Raw genomic sequence first — 22,738 nt, forward strand, 5'->3', positions numbered from 1 at the left:
ACCCTCGATTGGCCCAGAATGTCGCACCCCTCCCGCATCGAGGGAGGGGTTGGAGGTTGTGTGGCGCCCTTGCGACTGTGTCTCGGGCGGTCAGGCGGTGTGGTCCGGATGCCTACACGATGTCGGACAAATTGTAGGACACCGTGTCTCGCTTCGTTCGCGCTTTGCACCAATTGTGGCAGCCGGCGAGAACGTCCGAGCGTTTACCTTATCGACTGATTTTACTGGATTTTTTAGGGGGGTTTTGCTGGAGGCCACGCCCGGAATTGAACCGGGGTACGCGGATTTGCAGTCCGCTACGTAACCACTCCGCCACGTGGCCTCTCTGCGATCGTGCGGCCGTCTTTATCGGGTCTGAAATGGAACGCGGCTCCGAAAGTTTCGGAAAAGCTTCCACTGGACCAAGACGAGACGCACGTCGACCGATCGGGCATCTACCATACACCGGTCTCTCCTTACAAGCCGTTACGGCCACGAATGAATTTTCCACATGCGACGGCGTTCCCGTCGCACTCGTGAGGCGCGTCGTCTATAGAGGTGTCCTCGACGGCAAATCTCGGGGGCGGGGAGATAGGCGATGGCAGACGTGGCTTTGCAGCGCAAGAACATGGTCGAAAGCCAGATCCGTCCAAGCGACGTGACGGACCGGCGTATCACGGCAGCCATGACGGCCATCCCGCGCGAAAAATTCCTTCCCGCGCGCCTCGCAAGCCTCGCTTATAGCGACGAGAGCTTAACGATCGCGCCGGGGCGGGAAACGTTGCCTCCTGTGGTGCTCGCTAAGCTGATCCAGCTTGCCGAGTTCGACGCTGGCGACAATGTTCTCGTGATTAGCGAGTCGGGCTATGCCGCGGCCGTTGTGGCTGAGATGGCAAAGAAGGTCGTCGCCCTTTTCGCTGACGACCAAGCGGCAAGGGCTGCCGCTGAAGCCCTCGCGTCGCTTGCGATCGGAAATGTCGTTGCTGTCTCGGGTGCCGCCGCATCGGGTTGGGCGGCGAGGGCCCCCTATGACGTCGTGTTGATCGAAGGCGGCATCGAAAAGATACCCGACACAATCAAGGATCAGATACGCGAAAACGGCCGGTTGGTCTCGATTGCGATAAATGACAAGATTGGTCGCGCGGTAGTCCTGCATAAGCGCGCCAGCATTTTCGCGAGGCGAGACGCGTTCCAGGCTGCCGCACCTTTGATTTCCGGCTTTGCGGAGGCGCGGCCGGCTTTCGTCTTCTGAGACGCTTGTTGAGTGCGGCAAACCAGACACAGGTTGCCGCATACGGGGCCGTCGCAGACGGGATTTGCAAGTTCAGACGTTTACGGGGGAGCTTCGGGGGAAGCGCGAAAAAAGCAACTCTTTCGAAGAAATTAGCAAAGAGCTCTGGCGTGGCGCGAATACCGCCATAAGTTAGAAGCCGGGCTCAGGGGAAGTGAAACCGCTTAGTCGATCGAGATCGAATCGGCTAGACGGGGATAATTGGGGGGACCTCTCTGTTCAGGCTGGGCAGAGTGGTGTGCAGGTGAATTCCATTGGCTAGAACCAAGAGCAAAGTATCGTCACACAATGGCGCGACCTCGGTCGGCCATTACGCGTCTAAAACTTTCCTCGCTTTGGCAGTTGGCGTCGCAATGACTGCGACGGCGCATGCGGAAACGCTGCTCGACGCGCTGACGGCGACTTATCAGTATAGCCCAACACTCGATTCCGCCCGCGCGACGCAAAGGGCGCGCGACGAGGATATCTCGAGAGCAAATGCTGGCTACCGGCCGGACATCAACGCATCGGCCAATGTCGGCCGCCAGAAGAGCAACACCATCTCACCGCTGATCGGACAATCCAATCGCGCAATAACTTCTCCGCGCGGCTATGCGCTCGACCTTGTGCAGCCCATCTTTACCGGCTTTCAAGTCACGAACGCTGTCAACGCCGCCGAAGCCAACGATCGCGCCGGGCGCGAGACGCTGAGACAGACGGAACAGCAGGTTTTGCTCGATGCGGTGACCTCGTTCGGCGACGTGACCCGTGACCTGGCCATCGTCAAGTTGAACGAAAACAACTTGAAGTTTCTCGATGCCGAACTGAAAGCGCAGCGGGACCGCTTCAGCGTCGGCGAAGTGACGAGAACCGACGTTGCGCAGTCGGAAGCCCGGCGCGCCCTCGGCCAGTCGAATCTCGATCAGGCCAAAGCCAATCTGAAGTCGAGCCGCGCCATCTTCGACCAGGTCGTCGGCCATCAGCCGACGGGGCTGATCGAAGCAAATCCGAATACGAAGCTCGTCCCGCGGTCGCTCGAAGACGCAATAGCGATCGGCGTGAAAGAAAATCCCCAGGTCGTGCAGGCTCTCTATCTGGAGCAGGCTCAGCGGTTCACTGTTGATCAGATTCGGGGCGCCTTGCTTCCTCAGGCACAACTTGAAGCAAATTACACCAATCAGTTCGATCCGTCGGACGGCATTGACGAGGCGACATCCGCTTCGATCGTCGGGCGTGTGACCGTTCCGATCTATCCGGCAGGCGGCGAAGTCTACGCCCGCGTGCGGCAGGCCAAGCACAACCACATCGCAGCACTACAGCAGATCGAAGTAGCGCGCGCAGCCTCTCAATCCCAAGTTGTTCAGGCCTGGGCGCAGCTGCAAGGCTTCAAGGCTCAGCAGGAATCCGATAAGGCCTCGATCGTCGCCAACACGACCGCTCTCAACGGCGTTCGTGAAGAAGAGCGGGTTGGCCAGCGTACCGTTCTCGACGTGTTGAACGCCCAGCAGGAACTGCTTCAGTCCCAGGTGAACCTGGAAACAACGAAGCGGAACATCTTGGTTGCGTCCTATACGGTGGTCTCTGCCATCGGACGCCTGAGCGTTTCCGAGGTCGGCGCCGCCACCGCAGTTTACAATCCGGAAGTGCATTACCTCGAAGTCCGGAACAAGTGGTTCGGCTTGGACATCACCCACGACGACGGGCGCCAGGAGCATTTGGACGTCGCGCCGATCAAGTGATCGGCCGCAACTTATGCTTTGCCAGGGCTGGATTTTTCGCCCGAAAGATTTAAATTTCATTGTGCCCCGTCGCCTTGAGAGTGCCTCTCTCCGGGGATAACTGCTCGTGGGATCGTTGCGGTTTTTCCGCAACCTGCCACCATGCTGGATCTCCGAGGGCCTTCAATGAGTCCTACGGAAGGCAAGAGCGGTTGGGTGCGGTGAGTTCGCTACGCTTTCGGTGAAAGCGGCCTGTTTGCGAAAAAGGTAGGGTATGTCGAGACTGGAATCCACAGCCGAGCCGAGCATGGAGGAAATCCTCGCCTCGATCCGCAAGATTATCGCGGAGGATTCGTCCGGCCTGAGATCACCGTCGACGCCGCCGAGACCCGGTGCTCCGTTTTCCCCGGCCATGAAGGCGTCGCCCGCGCCGTCGCCGTCCGCACCCACGCCGCAGCGTGGTTTCATGTCGCGTGAAGCTTTTCTGAAATCCTCGCACCCGGTTGATCCCGAGCCTGAGATCAAGCCGGCGCACAGTTTCTCGAATCCGGCCCCGTCCATCGATGCGGAAAAGCTGTCGTCTTTGAGGTCGCGCCCTGCTGATGATAGCCGGGAAGCCGGAACTGCCGCGGCCAAAGCCGAGCAGCGGGTGCCGTCGTTCACGCCGATCGAGAAAAATGATTTCCCGGCCGCGGAGCCCGCGCCGAAACAGCGAAATGGATCCGCGTCGCCGGAAGCATCGCCAAAATCGGTGACGGTTGAATCGATCACGATAGAGTCGATTTCGATCGAGACGGTCGCGGCACAAGCTGAACCCGTCGAACCGGCCGTGGTCGTTGATGCGACGCCCGTCGATGTTCATCCGGTCATCGAAAGCGATACTGCACGGATCGAGGCGCAGCTTGCTGAGCTGCTCAATGATGATCTGAATGCTCTGCGCCAGGGCCGCAGCGCGCCGGCTCACGATACGGCCAGTCAGCCGGCCATTGGCGAGGCGGGAGTGCCCCCAGTGTCGTCCGGCGAGACGCCTTCAAAGGTTGCCTCCAGCGAGCCGGCCGACAGCGTCGATCCGTTCGCCTTCGATCTTGGACCGTCGCCGTTCGCGAAGAGTGCGCCAAAGGTCGAGCTGCAACCGGAAGTCAAGGCCGACCCGAAGGTCGAGCCAAAGTTCGAAGCCAAGATCGAGCCGAAACTCGAACCCAAGATCGAACCGAAATTTGAAGTCAGGGCTGAACCGAAATTCGAGGCTAAATTCGAACCGAAGGTCGAACCGGCCCGGCCGATCGAAACGGCACCTGCGCCCCAGTCGGCGATGGCGCCATTCGAACCGCCGTTCACCAACGCTCGGCCAGCCTATTCAGGCACTAACGAAACGCCCGTGAACGGCGCGGTCAACGGATCGCATGCAAGCCACGCCTTCGAGGTCTCGAAGAGCGCCGGTTTCGGAAGCTCGGAAGCTCCGGCATCCGCACAGAAACCGCGTCAGACCTTCGTCGTCCCAAGCGTTTCCGCGACGCTCGGACCATCGCGCAAGCTCGAGCCGCTGTCGGAAGCGTTCCGGCCGTCGTTCGGATTGAGCGTGCCGGAAAGAACGATCCCGACAGCGGAACTCGCGCCAGAGCCTCAGCAACCTGTTCGCTCAGCTGAGTCCGATCGCACCCGTCACGAGTCGTCGGCTGCGCCGACCCTCCGCTGCGAGCACAGCGACACCAACCTGCCAGCCACTTCGCTTCCGTCATCGAACGAACTGACCAGCGGCGATCGGCCGATGGAAGATGCGGTCGCCGATCTGCTGCGGCCACTGCTCAAAACTTGGCTCGCCGAAAACATGCCGAAGATTCTCGAGCGCGCGCTCCGCCGCGAAATGTCCGAGCGGCTGTTGCCAGGTCAGAAGAACCCCCGCGACTAGGATCTTGATTAGCGCCGGAAAACACAACTCCACGACGTTAGTCTTGGAGATCGATGACGGCTGCGCATCCACACGCCAAGCCGCTACAACAAATTTTTTTCTTGCGCGTGGCTTTCGCCACACGGCTGCCTCGACCTGCTCCTAGTTTGGTGTCTGCGGGGGGACGCATCGATCATCGCGTGAATGATCGGGACGCCCGCTACGTCACTGGGGTGATGGGGGCGCGTTGAAACACTTCCTCATCTGTCCAGAAGCGACGAACCGGAGGGGCAACACGGGGCTGCCGACGCGGTTCTGCGAATTTGAAGTTCGTACGCAGAAGAGGAAGCGTCATGACAATGATGAATGGTGCGAAGCACGACGTCGAAGACATTCTGGCATCGATCCGAACCAGCATCGCCGATCGATCCCCGATGTTTGAAAGTGAAAAGCGCGAGGTCCGCATCACAACTCTGCGCGGCCGTAGCACGATTGCAGATGAAGCCGCGGAGTTCGAACTGCCGGCAATATTCAAGACGGCAGCGCAACAGACCTCCGAGCGGCCGAATTTACTTGGGAGGCTGAGTGAAGCATTGGCATCAAGTGGACACCAGGAGCGCGATCGCTCCCGCACGGTAATACCGTTCGAGCCGGCGCACGGCCGTATGATCGAGCCGCCGCCAGTCACCCTGGTCGCGGTCGAGGAAGACTCGGCGGCCGCCGCCGAGAAGATTGCCGCCGAAAACGACGGCCTGAAGCGGAACATGCCGACCTTCTTCGACACCCGCCTCAACCGCATGAGCGCGATGTCGCGGCCAGCCGAGGCGCCGCAACCCGCGCCGGCACCGGCGCCCGCCCCAAAAGCCGAGCTTCCGCAGCGCCCGCAACCGCCGCGCTTGCCGGAACTCTACGCCTCCACTGAACCGGTCGATGGGGCCGAGGACGCGGCTGCCCAGCTTCTGCGGCCGATCCTGAGACAGTGGCTAACCGAGAATATGCCCAAAATCGTCGAGAAAGCCCTCTTGAACGAGGCCGGCGCCGGGCTCAATGGACCTTCGCGTCGTTGACGCGAAGGTTGCCTGCCAACGGAGAATATCCGGACATTAGGGAGCGAAGGTTGACAGCCGGCGAAGGTCGGCCGTACGACCGGGGGTCCAAAACCCCGGCCAGATAGCTGATAAGCGACGCTCCCTCAGATGCTTGAAAAGACATTTCGACCGGCCGAAATCGAGCCGCGTATCAATTCCGAATGGGAGAAGGCCAACGCCTTCCAGGCCGGACGGAGCGCGTCCGGCGGTAAGAACGCCGCATATTCGATCGTCATCCCGCCGCCCAACGTCACGGGCTCGCTCCACATGGGGCATGCTCTGAACAATACGCTGCAGGACATTCTTGTCCGCTTCGAGCGTATGCGCGGCCGGGATGTGCTCTGGCAACCCGGCACCGACCACGCCGGCATCGCGACTCAGATGGTCGTCGAACGCCAGCTCGCAGCCGAGAAGCAGCCGTCGCGCCGCGAACTCGGCCGCGAGGAATTCTTGAAGCGCGTTTGGACGTGGAAGGAAGAATCAGGCGGCACCATCGTCACGCAGCTGAAGCGCCTCGGCGCGTCCTGCGACTGGAGCCGCGAACGGTTCACGATGGACGAAGGCCTGTCGAAGGCCGTCGTGAAGGTCTTCGTGCAGCTCTACAACGAAGGGCTGATCTACAAGGACAAGCGCCTCGTCAACTGGGACCCGAAGTTCCAGACCGCGATCTCCGATCTCGAAGTCGTGCAGGTCGAGGCGCGCGGAAAATTCACGTGGTCGAAGGAGAGTGCCGAGCCGTTCGATGCAGCGGCGCTTGCGAAGGTGCTCGCGAAAGATCCGAGCGGCCACATGTACCACTTCCGCTATCCGCTGGTGGCGAAGGTTCCGGGCTATGACAAGGATTACATCGTCGTCGCGACGACCCGGCCCGAGACGATGCTGGGCGATACCGGCGTCGCCGTGCACCCCGATGATGAACGCTACGCGGCGCTGATCAAAGCCGGCGCGAAGGTGAAGCTGCCGCTCGTCGGCCGCGAGATCCCGATCGTTGCGGATGAATATTCCGATCCCGAGAAGGGTACGGGCGCCGTGAAGATCACGCCCGCGCACGACTTCAACGACTTCGAAGTCGGCAAACGGCATAATCTCGCGCAGATCAACATTCTCGACGCCTACGGCAAGATCAACGACGAAGCGCCGGAAGCCTATCGTGGACGCGATCGCTTCGACGCGCGCAAGCAGGTCGTCTCCGACATCGACGCGCTGGGTCTTCTCGAAAAGATCGAGCCGACCGGCCATACCGTTCCGCACGGCGATCGTTCCGGCGTCGTCATCGAGCCGTGGCTGACGGACCAGTGGTACGTCAACGCCGAAGAGCTGGCGAAACCCGCGATCGCCGCTGTCGAAAGCGGCAAGACCGATTTCGTCCCGAAGAACTGGGAGAAGACGTACTTCGAATGGATGCGCAACATTCAGCCCTGGTGCATCTCGCGCCAGCTCTGGTGGGGCCACCAGATCCCGGCATGGTACGGACCCGACGGCAAATACTTCGTCGCCGCGGACGAGGCCGAAGCGACGGTTTTGGCCAGGACGCACTACGGCAATGACGTGCCGTTGACGCGCGACGAGGACGTTCTCGACACGTGGTTCTCGTCCGCCCTCTGGCCGTTCTCGACGCTCGGCTGGCCCGAAGATACGCCGGAACTCGAGCGCTATTACCCGACGAGCGTTCTCGTCACCGGCTTCGACATCATCTTCTTCTGGGTCGCCCGCATGATGATGATGGGCCTCCACTTCATGAAGGAAGTGCCCTTCAAGGACGTCTACATCCACGCCCTCGTCCGTGACGAGAAGGGGCAGAAGATGTCGAAGTCGAAGGGCAACGTCATGGACCCGCTCGTCCTGATCGACGAGTTCGGCGCCGACGCACTGCGCTTCACGCTCGCCGCGATGGCGGCACAGGGCCGCGACATCAAGCTCGCGAAATCGCGTGTCGAAGGCTATCGCAACTTCGCAACGAAGCTCTGGAACGCAGCTCGCTTCTCGGAGATGAACGAGTGCGTGCGTCAGCGCGATTTCAATCCGAAGTCGGCCTCGCAAACGTTTAACAAATGGATCATCGGCGAAACGGAGTTGACGGCAAAGGCTGTCACCGCCGCGCTCGAAGCCTATAAGTTCAACGAAGCGGCTGCAGCTATCTACGATTTCGTATGGGGTCAGTTCTGCGACTGGTACCTCGAACTGATCAAGCCGCTGCTCGCCGGAGACGATGAAGCCGCGAAGTCCGAAACGCGCGCTGTTACGGCTTGGACGCTCGATCAGATTCTGAAAATGCTGCACCCGTTCATGCCCTTCATCACCGAAGAGCTTTGGACGCATATGGTCGAATACGGCGTGAAGCGCGACACGATCCTCGCAGTCAGCCAGTGGCCGCAGCTCGACGGCCTCGTCGAGATGGACGCAGTCGAAGAAGTGAATTGGCTGGTGAACCTCATCTCCGAGATCCGCTCGGTGCGCACGGAAATGAGCGTGCCGGCGGGAGCGAAAATCCCGCTCGTCTTCGTCGGCGCTGATGATGTGATCCGCGAGCGCGTCCGCCGCAACGAGGAGACGCTGAAGCGCGTCGCGCGCATCGACGAGATCGACTTCGCGGATTCGGCACCCAAAGGCGCGGCCCTCGTCGTCGCGGGCGAAACCACGGCCGCGTTGCCGCTCGCCGGCATCATCGACATGGCGGCCGAGAAGCGTCGTCTCGCCAAGGCCATCGAAGGCGCTGAAGGCGACCTGAAGAAAATGGACGCCAAACTCTCGAACCCGCAGTTCATCGAGCGCGCCAAAGAGGAAGCGATCGAGGAAGCCAAGGAGCGCAAGGCCGAATTGGAAGCTGAGATCGTCCGCTTCTCGGCGGCACTGAAACGCCTGAGCGACGCGGCCTAGTCTTCGTTTCGATGTGTGCCGTGGCCGACAATCGAAACGCGGTCATTCAGAGTGTTGTGGTCGGTAGAACAATGTCCTCGGTCTTGACCCTCGAACCGGGAAGCCAAAGCGAAGGTTTTTGCGACTGCTGTGGCTATGCCAGTCGAACAGTCTGGGGCTATGTTTACTCCGATGGGCGGCCTCGCGCGGCATACTTTGTCCAATGGACACCAGGACGCGTCCGTTCGTGCGGAGCGAATATCGATGTGATCATTGGAGAGTGGGGCGAAGGGATGTTGGCAAACAACAGAAATGCGGTTGCCCTAGAATATCGTGTTCTCGACACCGGACCGGCAATGATGTTGATCGACGCTAGCTCGCGTACCTTTTCTGTAAGCCCTCTTGTGGGCAAAGTTCTCGATCGGAACCAAGTCTTTAAATTGGAACTTGCGAGCGAGACGTTTGCGCTCGCGGATGTAATACTACTAAACGATGGTCGCGTTTCGGAACTGATGGATAGGTCCCGGCCCTAAACTCGACCCGGGCTACATATTTGTATCGGTGAACTTCTGCACCGCGTTCTTGGCCGTCGTCAGAAATTTCACGCGCAGCTCCGTGAGCTTCCATCCGACCGATCGAAGCTCGAGCTTGCCGAGATAAATCCGCGTCGGATCGTACTTGTCTTCCATGTCGATCTCGAAGCTCGTCGGACTTGTGAACTCCGCGCGCTTCACGCGAGCCCATGCGCGTTGGATCCGGTCGAGAATGGGCATGGTCTTCGCTTCGTCGGCGTCGCTGCCGACCAGATCGCGATACTTACCGCGAAGCGTGAAAAGCTGCGGAAGCCCCTCTGGCGTTACATACGTCTCGACAACGCTGTCGACGGCGCTTTGGCCCCAATAGGCCTTGAAACGCGTCCAGAGCCCATTGCTGGCGGCCGGATCGGCATTTGGATCGGGAAGATTGAGCGCGATCCTCGCGATCGAGGGCTTCAGCGTTTCGCGAACCGTCGGCCATTCGATGGCGCTGGCAAGGTACTCCGAATCGCCGTTGCGGACCGCTTCGCGAATGCCCCAGGCCGTCGCGAAGGGCGAGCCGATATAAATCGCTGCGGCAACAAGAAAAAATCCGAATACGATTGAAACCGGCTTCATGCAGAGTTCCGTTGAAACGCGCGATCATCTCGCGCTGTCATTGTCCTCTTACGAACAAAATCTGACGAACTTCGGGCCAAGCATGCCGCGTTCCGTGCCGCTATTCAGCCTGATCCGGGTCGCGCGTTTTCTTGCACACCGATTTCAGACTTTGCCAGGCTTCCGCAGTGAGGGCCGGGCTCGACTGATAGTCCTTCTGCTCGCTGACGAGGCGCGCACGTTCGGCGGCCGGAGGGTGCGTGCGAAACCAGCTGAAAGCGCCGGGCCCTTCATCGCCGTCTTCAGCTTCCATCTTCGTGACGCGGGTGAAGAAGTTTCCGAGACCTTTGGGCGAAATATCGGCCGCCTTCAGAAGCTCCAGCGCATGCTTGTCGGCCTCGCGTTCGGCGCTCCGGGAATATCCGAGCTGCGCCAGCATAAGCCCGACGTTGGCAAGCCCGCCCCCCGTCGTATTGCCAAGCATGACCTCGAGCGTCGCCCCAAGACCGACGCCGCGAATGATCGCAGACTCCGGATGGAGTTCGATCCCGTGTCCCATTTCGTGGGCGAGCACACCGGCGGCTTCGTCTGGGCTTTCCGATTTGTCGAGCAACCCGCTGGTCAAGACGATCTGGCCGCCCGGCACGGCAAAGGCGTTCATCAGAGGCCAGTCGTAAACGTGGATATGGAATGGGACGCTTCCCGACGCGCCTTTCGAAAGCCGTTCGGTCAACCGCGTGAGAGCCGCGAGACCTGCAGGGTCGACGCACTCCTTATGCCCCTTGGTCATCGATGACCGGGTGGCATCGCCGAGCCGTTCGCGCCAGCTGTTGGGCAGGTGTCGCGCGATCGATTTCGACGGACTGACGTCGAGCAGGTAGACCGCAAAGATCAGCCCCGCGATGAGCGCGAGAATTAAAAACCACATGCGCTTCTCGCGAAGCCATGCCGCGCGCACGGACAGGCGCGGCGCGCGCTCTCTGAGTGCTGCGGCAAAGCCCGCTCCCTGGACGAACAGCGATGCGCCGGGCTCATCGCCCGAGGTCAGAAGAACGTCGATGGCGTTTGGCCGGATGGGCTCCTCGGAGCGGAGTTTGCCGTACGTCCAGATATGCCGTGAACCCCCAGGGAGGTCGATCTCGATACCGGACGCGCCAAGGGACACGGTGCCGTCGACGGGGATAGCCCCACGGCGGGCGATAAAGCGGCAATAACTCGGGAATGCCGGATTGGCAGCCGGGGCTGAAGTCATCGAACGATTCCGAGCAGGTTGGAGCGCGACCGCCTACATTTAAGCATGGCTGCCCATAAAGAAATGTCTCCCGGTCGACAAACTCGGGCCCTTGTCGCGTCGAATTCTCAGCCCAAATGGCAAGGCCAGCGGCCGTCGTCGATGAGACCCGCAGAGCCAGGATTTTCGACACAGTCAGCGCACCCGTTAACGATGATCGGTGGGTTGCATAGCTGATGTGGCGGTTAAGCAACTTTCTGGAGCCACCGCGCCACTTTCGAGCCACAATGACCGCGCACCAGCTGACTTCCGACGTCGGCTTATGCAGCGTCATTTTTTATCAGGCAGAGCACTTTCGCCGAGCCCACGCGACTGGCATCCCTGCGCCATCCGAATTCGGGTGGTTTGACAAGGGCAAGGATGCCCAAAGAGGAATAAATGGACGCCAAGACGTTCGATAAATCGAAGCTTCCGAGCCGTCACGTGACTGAGGGTCCCTCGAGGGCGCCGCACCGTTCGTATTATTATGCGATGGGCCTGACCGAGGAGGAGATCAACCGTCCGTTCGTCGGCGTCGCCTCGTGCTGGAACGAAGCCGCGCCATGCAACATCTCGCTGATGCGCCAGGCGCAAGCGGTCAAGACCGGCGTCAAGGAAGCAGGCGGCACGCCGCGCGAATTCTGCACCATCACCGTCACCGACGGCATCGCCATGGGCCACCAGGGCATGAAGTCGAGCCTCGTCTCGCGCGAAGTCATCGCCGACTCGATTGAGCTGACGATGCGTGGCCATTCCTATGACGCTCTCGTCGGCATCGCCGGCTGCGATAAGAGCTTGCCCGGCATGATGATGTCGATGCTGCGGCTCAACGTGCCGAGCGTCTTCATGTACGGCGGCTCGATCCTGCCCGGCCGCTTCAAGGACCGCGACGTTACCGTCGTCGACGTTTTCGAGGGCGTGGGCATGCATAACGCCGGCAAAATGTCTGCGGCAGAGCTCCACGAGCTTGAATGCGTCGCCTGCCCGTCGGCCGGCTCTTGCGGTGGGCAGTTTACCGCGAACACGATGGCCTGCGTTTCGGAAGCCATCGGCTTGGCGCTTCCGGGTTCGGCCGGCGCGCCGGCTCCGTTCGAAAGCCGCGATGCCTACGCACACGAAAGCGGCAAGGCCGTCATGCGTCTCATCGCCGATGGCCTGCGTCCGCGCGAAATCTGCACGCGCAAGGCCTTCGAGAACGCCGCCATCGTCGTTGCGGCAACCGGCGGCTCGACCAACGGCGCGCTGCATTTGCCCGCCATGGCGCACGAGGTCGGCATTGACTTCGATCTGTTCGACGTCGCCGAGATCTTCAAGCGCACGCCCTACATCGCCGACTTGAAGCCGGGTGGAAAATACGTCGCCAAGGACGTCTACGACATCGGTGGTGTTCAGCAGATCCTGAAGGCTTTGCTCGAAGGCGGAATTTTGCACGGCGACTGCATCACCGTGACCGGTAAGACACTCGCGCAAAATCTCGAGAGCGTGAAATTCAATCACGATCAGAAAGTCGTATTTCCGGTTTCCAATCCGATCACGCCGACGGGCGGCGTCGTAGGCCTCAAGGGCACGCTCGCACCAGACGGTGCGATTGTGAAAGTCGCGGGTCTGAAGACGCAGAAGTTCCGCGGCACAGCATTGTGCTTCGACTGTGAGGAAGATGCGTTCCAGGCGGTTGAAGATCGGAAGTACAAGGCGGGCGACGTGATCATCATCCGTTACGAGGGGCCGAAGGGCGGTCCGGGCATGCGCGAAATGCTGTCGACGACGGCCGCACTTTACGGCCAAGGCGCTGGCGATAACGTAGCACTTATAACGGACGGACGCTTCTCAGGCGGCACGCGCGGACTCTGCATCGGCCACGTTGGACCCGAAGCAGCCGTCGGTGGTCCGATTGCGCTGGTTCAGGATGGCGACATCATCTCGATCGACGCTGAAAACGGCACACTCGACCTCGAGGTCAGTGAGGAAGAGCTTGAACGGCGTCGCAAGACCTGGAAGGCGCCGCCGAACATGTACCAGTCGGGGGCACTGAGAAAATTTGCGGACCAAGTGGGACCGGCGCGCTATGGCGCTGTTACCCATGCGGGAGGAAAGGCGGAAGTTCTCTGCTATGCGGACATTTAGGCTTGCACTTGCGGGAAGTGTTGCAACCCTGCTGATGCTGGGTTCGGCGATGGCGGGAGACATTGTCTTCCGCTCGCCGGACGATGCGATGAAGCAAGGAATATCGGCGTTCAACGGCGGTTACTACGAACTGGCGTTGCCCGCATTCGAAGCTCTCGAGACTTCGAAACCGCAGATCGCGCGCTTTTACATGGCGCGCATCTACGGCGATAACGAAGGTGCCTACACCGATCACGGCAAAGCTTTCCGCTTGTACAAGTCGCTTGCGGACGATCTGCAAGACGTCGATCCGGACGACGACAATCTCGCGCCGATCGCCGCGAAATCCCTCACGGCCGTTTCGACATATCTGCGAAATGGCGTTGCAAATGCCGGCGTGAAACCGGACGTCGAGGCAGCGAATCGCGCATTGCAACGCGCCGCGCTGACCTTCAACGACGAGGACGCGCAGTTTGAACTCGCGAAGGTGTTTCTGAGAGGCGAGGGGCCGGACATTTCGGTCGCCGGCTTCGAAGACCCGTCGAGCAAGATTGCGAACGGCCGCCATTGGCTGTCGCGCCTGTCGCAAGCCGGTCATCCTGGCGCCCAGGCGTTCCTCGCGGATTTGATGTGGCGCGGAAAGTTCGTCGAGAAGAACCCGACCGCCGCGCTGAACCTCATCGACGTCGCCGTCGCCAACGCGCCGCCGAGCGAGCGCGTGTGGATCGAGGACATCTATCAGAACATTTTCTGCAATGCGGGCGAGGGCGTCCGCCGGCAGGCGACGGGGCGCGTCGCCGAGTGGCATAACCTCTATGGCCGCAGTCCCGCGGCGCGCGACGATAAGGACGGCCTGGATAACTTGGCGGCCGAACCGGTGAGAACGTGCGCTAACGGCGAACTCGTGCGTCCGATGGGCGTCGCGACGCCGACACCCGCGGCGCAGCAGGTGATCACGTCGGCGCCGTCTGTTTCGCCTCAACGAAACGCGGTTATTCCGGCGGCGACTTCATTGCAGCCAGCAGCGGCGTCGCCGTCGGCACCTGCATTGTCGTCCTCTGCCCCAATGCTCGGCTTTGGAGCAAGCGAGTCCACCGCTCGCTAAGAGTTTTCGATTGTCGTTTGGCGGCAGGCTCCCCGAAGGGAAGTCGCCAAACCCATTAAGTATCCAGTTTGATCCAGACCGGCACGTGATCGGAGGGCTTTTCTTGCGCCCGGGTATCGCGGTCGATGCCTGACGAGCGCAAGAGATCGGCGGCTTGGCTCGACAGCAGCATGTGGTCGATCCGGATGCCGTCGTCTTTCTGAAACGCACCGGCCTGATAATCCCAGAACGTGTAGACGCCGGGACCCGGATGGCAGGCGCGAGTCGCATCCGTAAAACCGAGATTGACGAGCGTGCGCCAAGCGGCACGGCTCTCAGGCTGAAACAGCGCGTCGTTCACCCAGGCCTGCGGACGCTTCGCATCTTCACTTTCCGGAATGACGTTGAAGTCGCCCGCGAGCACGAGCGGCATCTCGTCTTTGAGCAGAACAGCTGCCCGTGCCTGCATCCGCTTCATCCATGCGAGCTTGTAGGCGAACTTCTCGGTGCCGATCGGATTGCCGTTCGGCAGATATAGCGAAACGACGCGAGCCATGCGGTCGCCGAGCGCGACCGACGCTTCGATCCACCGCGCATGCTGATCGAGTTCGTCGCCGGGCAAACCGCGCGTCACATCCTCGAGCGGAGACTTCGAGAGAATCGCAACCCCATTGAACCCCTTCTGCCCAAGTGTCGCGACGTTGTAGCCGAGATCCTGAAACGCCGAAGTCGGGAAGCCTTCGTCGACCGACTTGATTTCCTGAAGACAGACGACGTCGGGGGAATGCTGGCGCAGATATCCGAGCGCCGACTCAAGCCGCGCCTTGACGCCGTTTATATTCCAAGTTGCGATGATCATGGCGTGGCAGGTTTCTCAGACGAAGGGGTCGCCGGTTCGCGCGAAGACGACGCGACAAACCGAGAGGCGAGATGTGCCACTCAATCCGCGACAAATCAAATCCGGAAGGATCAGATCGAAAAACTGGTCCCGCAGCCGCATGAGGCGGTGGCGACCGGGTTGGTGATCTTGAAAGCAGCGCCGATGAGATCATCGACGAAATCGATCTGGGCGCCCTCCATGTACTGCGCCGAAACCGGGTCGATGACGACGACTGCGCCGTTTCGTTCGATGACGATATCGTCATCGGTGCGGGCGCCGACCAGATCGAACTTATATTGAAAACCAGAGCAACCGCCGCCCTCGACCGAAACGCGCAAAATCGGTGATTCCGTTTCGGTCGCGGTTATTTCGGAAATTCGGTTCGCGGCGCGCTCTGTGACGGTAATGGTCATTTGTGTCATCGGTTGCAGACAGTTATCCGGCCATAGTCGCTAGGGCCTACTAGCGGTGGCGGTACGCAAGAGATAGGAAAGCGGCTGACGAAGTCAAATACTAAGCGCATCGAACAATGACAGCGAGCCTTAAACCGGTCTCCGAGACCCTGGATTACGGGCTGAGCCTAAGGCCTGGGGAGCGCTCGCCGGCCCCCTATGCCGCAAGCGGAGTTCCATCCCGAGGCCGCTACCATGCCGAATCGGAATGCGGCGCACGCGGTCCATTCCAGCGCGATCGCGACCGGGTGCTCCATTCGACCGCTTTCCGGCGCTTGACCTATAAGACGCAAGTCTTCTTGCCGCACGAGGGCGATCACTTTCGAACGCGCCTGACCCATTCATTGGAAGTGGCGCAGATCGCTCGCACGATTGCACGGCAGCTTCGCCTCGACGAAGACCTCGCCGAAACGATCGCACTCGCCCACGATCTCGGACACTCTCCGTTCGGACATGCGGGCGAGCGCGCGCTCGATACCGAGATGCGTCCCTTCGGCGGCTTCGATCACAACGCGCAGTCGCTTCGCGTCGTGACGACGCTCGAACGCAAGTATCTATCGTTCGATGGTCTGAACCTCACCTGGGAAACGCTCGAAGGGCTTGCAAAGCACAATGGCCCCGTGCGGAGCGCGTCCGCCGTCGCCAAAGTCGCGCGCAACATCGAGGCATGGTGTTCCCTGAAGCTCGAGCAATGGCCCTCCGCCGAAGCGCAAGTCGCGAGCCTCGCCGACGATATCGCCTACCTCTCGCACGATGTCGACGACGGGCTTCGCGCCGGACTGATCACGTTCGATACGCTCCATGGCGCACCGCTCGCCGGACCGATCGCGAGTGAGGTGAAGGCCCTCGCACGCGGCGCCGAGAGTGGCCGTGCCATCTACGAAGTGACCCGGCGCATGATCACCGCGATGGTCGGTGACGTCGTGACCGAAAGTCGGCGGCGGCTTGCGGGCTTGGCTCCGGGCTCGCCCGACGACATCCGCGCCGCGGGCCACGCGGCAATCGCTTTTTCGGATGCCATGACGCTCGACCTCGCGCACCTGAAGAACTTTCTGTTCGGGGCCGTCTATCACCACCGGCGGGTTCTCGACGTCATGGAAAAGGCCGAAAACGTGGTTCGCGACCTGTTTAGGAAATACTATTCCGATGCCGCTGCGCTGCCCGCTGGCTGGCGCGAGGCGCTGCGGGGCCTGGATGACCGTCACCGGGCGCGCGTCGCTTGCGACTTTCTGGCTGGACAGACCGACCGCTACGCCCTCGCGGAGCACCGCCGCCTGTTTGACGCCACCCCGGAACTGGGCTAGGCGCGAAGCTCAAGTTTAATCGCAAAATGGGCCCTGGGCCCGCAAAGACCAAAGGCATCTAGCTTTTATGAATGTTTTCGCTGACGTCGCAGCCCGGGTCCGCACTGCGCTGACGGATCTTCAATCCGAGGGCTTCCTTCCCGCGGACCTCGTTCTCCCGGCGTTCGATGCCGAGCCTCCACGCGATCCGAGCCACGGCGATGTCGCCGTCAACGCCGCGATGGTTCTCGCGAAGTCAGCAAAGATGAAGCCGCGCGACATCGCCGAAGCATTGAAGGCCAAGCTCGAAGCCGCGCCAAATATCGCCAAGATCGACGTCGCGGGTCCGGGCTTCTTGAACATCACATTCAAAAGCAGCGTCTGGCACGACTTGGTGCGCACGATCCTCCAGCAAGGATTGGCTTACGGCGCGGGCGGAACGGGCAGAGGCGAGAAGCTCAACGTCGAATACGTTTCGGCAAACCCAACGGGTCCGATGCACGTCGGACATTGCCGCGGCGCCGTCTTCGGCGATGCGCTAGCAAACTTGCTCGTCTTCTCAGGCTTCGACGTGACGCGCGAATACTACATCAACGACGCGGGAGGCCAGGTGAACGTGCTCGCACGTTCCGCATTCCTCCGTTACCGCGAGGCGCTGGGCGAGAACATCGGCGCCATCCCAGAGGGGCTTTATCCGGGCGAATATCTGAAGCCGGTCGGCGAAGCGCTCGCGGCCGAGCACGGCTCCTCGCTGCTCGACATGCCCGAAGACCGCTGGCTACCGCTCGTTCGGTCGTTCGCCATCGCGAAAATGATGGAGATGATCAAGGACGATCTGGCGGCCCTCAACATTCGCCATGACGTCTTTTTCTCGGAAGCGTCGCTCACGTCGAACGGCCGCGATCAGGTCAAAGCCGCGATCGAAGTACTGCGCGGGAAAGGGCTGATCTACGAGGGCACGCTCGAGAAGCCCAAGGGACACGACGATGCCGAGTGGGAAGATCGCGTCCAGACGCTCTTCAAGTCGACCGCCTTCGGCGACGACGAGGACCGCGCGCTGCAGAAATCGGATGGAAGCTACACGTACTTCGCCGGTGACGTCGCCTACCACTACGACAAGTTGCAACGCGGCTTCCGCCACCTGATCAACGTCTTCGGTGCGGATCACGTCGGCTACATCCCGAGAATGAAGGCGGCGGTCGCGGCGCTTTCCGATGGGAAGGCAGACCTCGACGTGAAGGTCGTGCAACTTGTGCGGCTCTTCAAAGCGGGCGAGCCGTACAAGATGTCGAAGCGGGCAGGCACCTTCGTCACGCTGCGCGATGTTGTCGACGAGGTCGGCCGCGATCCCGTTCGCTTCATGATGCTCTATCGGAAAAATCAGGAAACGCTGGACTTCGACTTCGCCAAAGTGACGGAGCAGTCGAAGGACAATCCTGTCTTCTACGTGCAATACGCGCATGCTAGGGCGGCGAGCGTTCTACGGAACGCAGTCGAGCAGGTTGCCGGACTAGACGTATCTGTTGAAGCTCTCGAGAAGGCTGACCTCTCGATCCTGACGGATCCGGGGGAGCTCGACCTGATCCGGCGCCTCGCGAGTTTCCCTCGCCTGATCGAGGGAGCGGCGACGGCGCACGAGCCGCACCGGGTTGCCTTCTATCTCTACGACCTCGCGAGCGCTCTCCACACCCAATGGACGCGAGGCAATGATTCGCCACATTTACGTTTTATTCAGGCAAATGACGGGGTTGCGACTTCGGCGAGGTTGGGGCTGATTTTCGCGACAAAGACGGTGATAAGATCGGGGCTTCAAATCCTCGGCGTCGAGGCGCCCGAAGCGATGCGCTAAAGTCTCGAATCGACGATTAGGCGCAACCACTGCTTGCGCCCCACTCTAAGGGGGTTTCCGCGATGTCCTCGCAGAACGCATTTCCCGGGCCGAACGCCGCCAGGCCGGCTGCCCGCCCCAACGCGCAAACGCATAACTCTCAGCCGCCGTGGGTCAATCCGCAGCCGCAGGCACACCGTGCGCCGCAATCGGACAACGGCTGGCCAAGCCAGCACCAGCAAGGCCAGCACCAGCAGCCCGCACCGAACTATCCAACCTTTCCCCAGCCCGGTTTTGGCGCCCAGGCCCCCGAGCCGCAGCCTTATGGCGGCGGTGGCCAGTGGAGCGAGCTGCAGCCGTCTGCCGCCCCGAGCCGCGGAGGCTACGGCGGTTATCAGCAGCCGGCCCGCGCCGAGCAGTCTGACCCTTATGCACCGCAATTCGAGCCCTATGTACCGCCGTCGCGGCCAAGCTTCGCCCCCCAGCAGGCGCAGCCGGCGCAGGGTTACGGTGCCCAGAGCCAACCGGCGCCCCAGTGGCCTTCGAGGAACGCAGACCCGCACGGTTTTGATAACGGCAGCTACGCCGCCCCGTCGTTCGCCCCGCAGCCTGCACCGCAGCCGATGCAGCCGACCTACGGTCAGCAGCAGTATCACGACAACGAGTTGAGCGCGGCCGACTGGGCGGGCCCTCACGACAGTTTTGGGCACGACCCGTATCAGCAGAATCACGGGGATGCACAACTCGGCTTCGGCCAAGCCGAAGGCGGCGACTTGGAGCCCGTCTACGGCGAGGAAGACGTTGAATACGAGGACGAGGAAGAGGCGCCGCGCGGCCGCCGCCCGTTGATGATCGTGGCGGCTCTCGTTGGCGCCATCGTGATCGGCGGCACCATGGCCTACGGGTACAAAAAGCTTACCGGCCCCACCAATCCGCAGGGCGATCCGCCGGTCATCAAGAGCGCAGAATTGCCCTCGAAGACGAAGCCCGCCGACGCTGGCGGAAAGCAGTTTCCCTATTCCGATACGAAGATCATGGGCCGCCTGGGCGACGGTACATCGTCGGCGCAAGCGGATGAGTCGAACAATTCCGGCCAAGGCGTGCCGTCCGACAGCTCCGGCGACTCAGCGAATGCATCGCCCGCCGACGATGGCGGCGCGCGCAAAGTCTCGACTTTGGTTGTCGGCCGCGACGGGTCGATCCAGTCGTCCACCCCACCTGAACAGCGGCCCCAGCCGGGTGATACAGGCGTTCCCGGCACTGCGTTGGTCGACTTCGGGCAGCACCCGAGTGTGGGCATGGGCGGTCCGGCGACCGCCCCCACGATGAATAGCCCGCCCGTACGGCCGCAACCGATGAATGCCGAGGCTGCAACGCCCGCGCCGGTCAAGAAGGTGGTGAAACCCGTCAAGGTCGCGAAGATCAATTCCGTCGATGCGACCGGCAGCGCCGACGACAGCGCCGAAGCTCCAGCCGCGCCGCCGAAGAAACTCAAGAAGGTCGCGCGCGCCGAGCCGACGGTCGAAACGGACGCCACCGCGGATGCGCCGCCGGTCATCGCATCTTCGGCAGGAAGCGCAGGCTTCGTCGCCGTGCTCGCATCCGTGCCCCGCTCCGATACAAGCCGCATTGACGCTTTGAAGCGCTTTGCCGACATGCAGCAGAAATACGGTAGCGCACTTGCAGGAAAAACGCCGGACATCGCGTCGGCGACCCTTGCCAAGGGCCCGTACGACCGCCTTGTCGTCGGCCCGCCGGGATCGCGGGAAGAGGCGAACAACGTGTGTTCGCAGCTCAAGGCCCAAGGCTACAAAGATTGCTGGGTTACCTCTTACTGATATCCTGAACGTCCGTGATATTTATCCGGCTGGTGCACTCGCACCGGCCGGTTGCATTTGAGCGGCGTTCGAAACGCCAAGACATCGGCCCCGGAGGGCCAAGTTGCGATGACCGCAAGCCTGATTGCCGGCCTCTCCGGCGTCGCCATGACCGACGACGAACGCCGCTTTTATCGCGACGTCCAGCCCGCAGGATTGATCCTGTTCGCCCGCAATGTCGCCGACCGGGACCAGCTGAAGCGATTGGTCGAGGAAGCGCGTGACGCCGTCGGCCGCAATGATTTCCTGGTTCTGATCGATCAGGAGGGCGGCCGCGTCCAGCGCCTGCGGCCCCCGATTGCGCGATCGCTTCCGCCCGCAGCCGTCTATGCCCAATGCTACGCTCAGGATCCGGAACGGGCGAAGCGTGCAGCCTTTGCGGTGGCGAGGCTCACGGGCGAGGAACTCCGGGCGTTCGGCATTACGATGAACTGCGCGCCCGTCGCCGACCTTCCCGTCGACGGGTCGCACGAGATCATCAGCGACCGCGCCTATGGCTCGACCGTCGCGGAGGTCGTGGCGTTGGCTAAGGCCGTTGCCGAGGGCTACCTCGCAAGTGGCGTCGTTCCGGTCGTAAAGCACATTCCCGGTCACGGCCGGGCGACGGCCGACAGCCATCTCGCGTTGCCCGTCGTCCCGACCTCGCGCCAGACCCTGTCGGAAACGGACTTCGCCCCCTTCAAGGCGCTCGCAGGCCTCCCGGCGGCAATGACGGCCCACGTCGTCTATTCGGCAATCGATGCCGCGAATCCGGCGAGCACGTCGGCAATCGTGACGCGTGAGGTCATCCGCGGCGAAATCGGCTTCGATAACCTTCTGATGAGTGACGATCTCAGCATGAAAGCGCTGAGCGGGCCGATGCGAGCCCGGGCCGAAGCGGTTATTGCCGCAGGGTCGGACCTCGCGCTCCATTGCAACGGCGATCTCGACGAAATGCGCGCTGCGGCGGAAGGCGTGCCGGCCCTCGACGGGCGGGCCGCCGAAAGATTCGCAGCCGCTTGCTCTTGCATCGCTCGTATCGAACCCTACGATAAAGAGGAGGCTCTGCAACTCTTGGCAGGCCTCCAGGGCCAGCAGACTCCCGCTGTCTGAATCAGTGTAGAGTCAACGCCGCGCCTTCGATCGCGAGCGGCGCGAAGCAGGAACAAAATCGAGATCCGATGGACGAGACGGCAGCGCAAGGCGAAAGCGGTGACTCGGGCTGGGACGCTTCCGGCCTTGAGAACATGCCGGCCGAGGGCGAAGCCTTCGTCGTCGATATCGAGGGCTTCGAAGGTCCGCTTGACCTGTTGCTGGCTCTTGCCCGGACTCAAAAAGTCGACCTGACGAAGATTTCGATCCTTGCCTTGGTCGAGCAGTACCTCGGCTTCATCGCCGAAGCGCAGCGCATGAAGCTTGAACTCGCCGCCGATTACCTCGTCATGGCGGCATGGCTGGCTTACCTCAAATCGCGCCTTCTGCTGCCGAAGGAAAAGGACAACGCCGAGACCGCGTCCGCCGAAGAGATGGCGCAGCGTCTGTCGTTCCGCCTGATGCGGCTCGAAGCGATGCGCGACAAGGCTGCGATATTGCTGACGCGCCGTCGCCTCGATCAGGATGTGTTTGCGCGCGGCCTGCCCGAGCACGTCAAGGTCACGCGCGACACGACCTACACCGCGACCGTCTACGATCTGCTGAAGGCCTATGCCGACCAGAGAAAACGCACCATTCGCGTCGTCCACGTCGTGAAGGCGCGGCGCGTGTGGTCGATCAAGGAGGCGAGGCAACGCCTCGAAAGTCTGGTGGGAGCAAGCGCCGGCGACTGGGCTCAGCTCGATCTGTTCCTCGAGCAATATCTGCCGAGGAACGAGGAAGAACGCTCCGCACTCGCAAGCTCTTTCGGCGCGACGCTCGAGATGGCGCGCGAAGGGTTGATCGAGCTTCGCCAGGATGAACCTTTCGCGCCGATCTATATGCGCAAACGCGAAGCAGGGGCGACGTGGGAAAAGATCGGCTAGCAACGCCGAAAACACGGTTATAAGGGGGCTCG

General features: G+C 61.6%; 16 protein-coding genes and 1 tRNA gene. 12 read left to right on the plus strand and 5 right to left on the minus strand.

What is annotated here, in order from left to right; all coding sequences use genetic code 11:
• Positions 1-248 precede the first annotated feature (248 nt).
• Positions 249-322: transfer RNA gene (locus K2Q04_RS08795), tRNA-Cys, on the minus strand.
• 255 nt (positions 323-577) lie between these two features.
• Here K2Q04_RS08795 and K2Q04_RS08800 point away from each other — a divergent pair.
• The 5 genes from K2Q04_RS08800 (at position 578) to K2Q04_RS08820 (ending at position 8,820) form a co-directional block, all read left to right on the plus strand.
• Positions 578-1,231 carry a protein-L-isoaspartate O-methyltransferase gene (locus K2Q04_RS08800; protein ID WP_291162051.1) on the plus strand — a complete coding sequence of 218 codons (654 nt, stop codon included), beginning with the start codon at positions 578-580 and terminating at the stop codon, positions 1,229-1,231.
• Between the two features lie 392 nt (positions 1,232-1,623).
• Positions 1,624-2,988, plus strand: coding sequence for a TolC family outer membrane protein (locus tag K2Q04_RS08805; RefSeq protein ID WP_291162054.1), 1,365 nt, complete (start codon positions 1,624-1,626; stop codon positions 2,986-2,988).
• A 253-nt stretch (positions 2,989-3,241) separates the two neighbouring features.
• The gene (locus K2Q04_RS08810; protein WP_291162057.1) at positions 3,242-4,876 is read left to right on the plus strand and encodes a DUF2497 domain-containing protein; all 1,635 of its coding nucleotides are present in this window, start codon (positions 3,242-3,244) and stop codon (positions 4,874-4,876) included.
• 332 nt (positions 4,877-5,208) lie between these two features.
• Complete coding sequence (locus K2Q04_RS08815; RefSeq protein ID WP_291162060.1) at positions 5,209-5,922, plus strand: DUF2497 domain-containing protein; 714 nt, start codon at positions 5,209-5,211, stop codon at positions 5,920-5,922.
• A 129-nt stretch (positions 5,923-6,051) separates the two neighbouring features.
• The gene (locus tag K2Q04_RS08820) at positions 6,052-8,820 is read left to right on the plus strand and encodes a valine--tRNA ligase (RefSeq protein WP_291162063.1); all 2,769 of its coding nucleotides are present in this window, start codon (positions 6,052-6,054) and stop codon (positions 8,818-8,820) included.
• 524 nt (positions 8,821-9,344) lie between these two features.
• Here the strand turns inward: K2Q04_RS08820 and K2Q04_RS08825 are convergent.
• Together K2Q04_RS08825 and K2Q04_RS08830 are read right to left on the minus strand one after the other, a co-directional pair.
• Entirely contained in the window at positions 9,345-9,953 is a 609-nt protein-coding gene (locus K2Q04_RS08825) for a DUF2939 domain-containing protein (protein WP_291162066.1), read from the minus strand.
• Between the two features lie 100 nt (positions 9,954-10,053).
• Positions 10,054-11,184 carry a M48 family metallopeptidase gene (locus K2Q04_RS08830; RefSeq protein ID WP_291162068.1) on the minus strand — a complete coding sequence of 377 codons (1,131 nt, stop codon included), beginning with the start codon at positions 11,182-11,184 and terminating at the stop codon, positions 10,054-10,056.
• A gap of 417 nt (positions 11,185-11,601) precedes the next feature.
• Between K2Q04_RS08830 and ilvD the strand changes: the two genes are divergently transcribed.
• Both ilvD and K2Q04_RS08840 read left to right on the plus strand, forming a co-directional pair.
• Positions 11,602-13,326, plus strand: a complete 1,725-nt coding sequence (ilvD, locus tag K2Q04_RS08835) for a dihydroxy-acid dehydratase (protein WP_291162071.1) — start codon at positions 11,602-11,604, stop codon at positions 13,324-13,326.
• Positions 13,313-14,410: a sel1 repeat family protein gene (locus K2Q04_RS08840; protein ID WP_291162074.1), complete on the plus strand. Its 1,098-nt coding sequence runs from the start codon at positions 13,313-13,315 to the stop codon at positions 14,408-14,410. Before ilvD ends, K2Q04_RS08840 begins: the two co-directional genes overlap by 14 nt.
• 55 nt (positions 14,411-14,465) lie before the next feature.
• Here the strand turns inward: K2Q04_RS08840 and xth are convergent, their stop codons facing one another.
• Both xth and erpA read right to left on the minus strand, forming a co-directional pair.
• Positions 14,466-15,248 carry an exodeoxyribonuclease III gene (gene xth / locus K2Q04_RS08845; RefSeq protein WP_291162077.1) on the minus strand — a complete coding sequence of 261 codons (783 nt, stop codon included), beginning with the start codon at positions 15,246-15,248 and terminating at the stop codon, positions 14,466-14,468.
• A 110-nt stretch (positions 15,249-15,358) separates the two neighbouring features.
• Entirely contained in the window at positions 15,359-15,682 is a 324-nt protein-coding gene (erpA, locus tag K2Q04_RS08850; RefSeq protein WP_291162080.1) for an iron-sulfur cluster insertion protein ErpA, read from the minus strand.
• Positions 15,683-15,798: 116 nt separating this feature from the next.
• Here erpA and K2Q04_RS08855 point away from each other — a divergent pair, with 116 nt between their 5' ends.
• The 5 genes from K2Q04_RS08855 (at position 15,799) to K2Q04_RS08875 (ending at position 22,706) form a co-directional block, all read left to right on the plus strand.
• Entirely contained in the window at positions 15,799-17,025 is a 1,227-nt protein-coding gene (locus K2Q04_RS08855; RefSeq protein ID WP_291162083.1) for a deoxyguanosinetriphosphate triphosphohydrolase, read from the plus strand.
• 67 nt (positions 17,026-17,092) lie between these two features.
• Positions 17,093-18,853, plus strand: a complete 1,761-nt coding sequence (gene argS / locus K2Q04_RS08860; protein ID WP_291162086.1) for an arginine--tRNA ligase — start codon at positions 17,093-17,095, stop codon at positions 18,851-18,853.
• Positions 18,854-18,915: 62 nt separating this feature from the next.
• A complete protein-coding gene (locus K2Q04_RS08865) occupies positions 18,916-20,670 on the plus strand; it encodes an SPOR domain-containing protein (RefSeq protein ID WP_291162089.1) in 1,755 nt (584 codons plus the stop codon).
• A gap of 108 nt (positions 20,671-20,778) precedes the next feature.
• On the plus strand, positions 20,779-21,801 hold the full coding sequence (gene nagZ / locus K2Q04_RS08870) for a beta-N-acetylhexosaminidase (RefSeq protein ID WP_291162092.1): 1,023 nt from the start codon (positions 20,779-20,781) through the stop codon (positions 21,799-21,801).
• Between the two features lie 68 nt (positions 21,802-21,869).
• A complete protein-coding gene (locus K2Q04_RS08875) occupies positions 21,870-22,706 on the plus strand; it encodes a ScpA family protein (RefSeq protein WP_291162096.1) in 837 nt (278 codons plus the stop codon).
• Positions 22,707-22,738 lie beyond the last annotated feature (32 nt).

The organism is Hyphomicrobium sp., from assembly GCF_019753045.1.
Lineage (GTDB): Bacteria > Pseudomonadota > Alphaproteobacteria > Rhizobiales > Hyphomicrobiaceae > Hyphomicrobium_B.

Excerpts from the sequence above, each read along its gene's own strand:
- K2Q04_RS08800 (WP_291162051.1), top strand. The coding sequence starts at position 578 with ATGGCAGACGTGGCTTTGCAGCGCAAGAACATGGTCGAAAGCCAGATC.
- K2Q04_RS08805 (WP_291162054.1), top strand. The coding sequence starts at position 1,624 with ATGACTGCGACGGCGCATGCGGAAACGCTGCTCGACGCGCTGACGGCG.
- K2Q04_RS08810 (WP_291162057.1), top strand. The coding sequence starts at position 3,242 with ATGTCGAGACTGGAATCCACAGCCGAGCCGAGCATGGAGGAAATCCTC.
- K2Q04_RS08815 (WP_291162060.1), top strand. The coding sequence starts at position 5,209 with ATGACAATGATGAATGGTGCGAAGCACGACGTCGAAGACATTCTGGCA.
- K2Q04_RS08820 (WP_291162063.1), top strand. The coding sequence starts at position 6,052 with ATGCTTGAAAAGACATTTCGACCGGCCGAAATCGAGCCGCGTATCAAT.
- K2Q04_RS08825 (WP_291162066.1), bottom strand. The coding sequence starts at position 9,953 with ATGAAGCCGGTTTCAATCGTATTCGGATTTTTTCTTGTTGCCGCAGCG.
- K2Q04_RS08830 (WP_291162068.1), bottom strand. The coding sequence starts at position 11,184 with ATGACTTCAGCCCCGGCTGCCAATCCGGCATTCCCGAGTTATTGCCGC.
- ilvD (WP_291162071.1), top strand. The coding sequence starts at position 11,602 with ATGGACGCCAAGACGTTCGATAAATCGAAGCTTCCGAGCCGTCACGTG.
- K2Q04_RS08840 (WP_291162074.1), top strand. The coding sequence starts at position 13,313 with ATGCGGACATTTAGGCTTGCACTTGCGGGAAGTGTTGCAACCCTGCTG.
- xth (WP_291162077.1), bottom strand. The coding sequence starts at position 15,248 with ATGATCATCGCAACTTGGAATATAAACGGCGTCAAGGCGCGGCTTGAG.
- erpA (WP_291162080.1), bottom strand. The coding sequence starts at position 15,682 with ATGACCATTACCGTCACAGAGCGCGCCGCGAACCGAATTTCCGAAATA.
- K2Q04_RS08855 (WP_291162083.1), top strand. The coding sequence starts at position 15,799 with ATGACAGCGAGCCTTAAACCGGTCTCCGAGACCCTGGATTACGGGCTG.
- argS (WP_291162086.1), top strand. The coding sequence starts at position 17,093 with ATGAATGTTTTCGCTGACGTCGCAGCCCGGGTCCGCACTGCGCTGACG.
- K2Q04_RS08865 (WP_291162089.1), top strand. The coding sequence starts at position 18,916 with ATGTCCTCGCAGAACGCATTTCCCGGGCCGAACGCCGCCAGGCCGGCT.
- nagZ (WP_291162092.1), top strand. The coding sequence starts at position 20,779 with ATGACCGCAAGCCTGATTGCCGGCCTCTCCGGCGTCGCCATGACCGAC.
- K2Q04_RS08875 (WP_291162096.1), top strand. The coding sequence starts at position 21,870 with ATGGACGAGACGGCAGCGCAAGGCGAAAGCGGTGACTCGGGCTGGGAC.